The sequence below is a fragment of the Empedobacter sp. R132-2 genome (genome assembly GCF_030324375.1).
Taxonomy (GTDB): domain Bacteria; phylum Bacteroidota; class Bacteroidia; order Flavobacteriales; family Weeksellaceae; genus Empedobacter; species Empedobacter falsenii_B.
In genome coordinates this window covers 1-779 of the sequence record NZ_JACAGG010000083.1, presented here as the reverse complement: position 1 = coordinate 779, position 779 = coordinate 1, and the positions used below count along the sequence as shown (strand labels likewise).

1 protein-coding gene is annotated in these 779 nt (G+C 27.1%); it reads left to right on the top strand.

The window, feature by feature from the left end; all coding sequences use genetic code 11:
• Positions 1–35 precede the first annotated feature (35 nt).
• On the top strand, positions 36–740 hold the full coding sequence (locus HXZ69_RS15230; RefSeq protein WP_125112982.1) for a hypothetical protein: 705 nt from the start codon (positions 36–38) through the stop codon (positions 738–740).
• Positions 741–779: the final 39 nt, after the last annotated feature.

Sequence of the window (779 nt, the reverse complement as noted above, 5' to 3'; positions counted from 1 at the left end):
CGTTGTACGCAACCTTACTAAAACTAAATTATTAAATGAGTTCACTCGGTACAAATCTTATTCAAGTCATAAAAGATAAAGAATTTCAAGCTGTTACCAAAGACTTAACTGAAGTGGTAATTGATTCAAATATTGCTGAAGGATTACTAAAAGATGTCCCACTACTTTCAACAATTATAGGAACTTTTAATACAGTAACCAATATCAAGGATAAGCTATTTCTTAAAAAAATTCTTACATTTTTATATGAACTAAAATCAATTTCTGAAAATAAAATAGAAGAACAAATTAATAAAATAGAAGAAGATTTAAAGTATAGAACAAAAGTTGGCGAAAAATTATTATTTATTATTGACAAGTGTGAAGACACAGACAAAGCATCACTTACTGGTTTACTTTTTAAATCATTTTTAGAGAAAAAAATTGATTATGACCAATTCATTACAGGAACAAATATTATTGAAAAAACTCCGTTGCCTGATTTAATGTTTTTCATAGAAAATGATGTTGAAGAATTGGAATTAGACAATGGTGGTTCTGAATTTGTATCATATGGCTTAATGGAAATCAGAGTAACAAAACCCAATATTAAAGTTGGTGATGAAAAATATTATGGAGATAAATATATTCCATCAGATAATGAAATATTAGCAGATCGTTTAGAAATTACAGATTTTGAAATTGTAGCTAGTATAAGTTGGATTGGACAAATCCTTAGAGAAAATTTATGTAAAGAATAAAAGACAGCGTACAACTTCGGTTCAGTAAAAGCTATAACA

Excerpts from the sequence above, each read along its gene's own strand:
- HXZ69_RS15230 (WP_125112982.1), top strand. The coding sequence starts at position 36 with ATGAGTTCACTCGGTACAAATCTTATTCAAGTCATAAAAGATAAAGAA.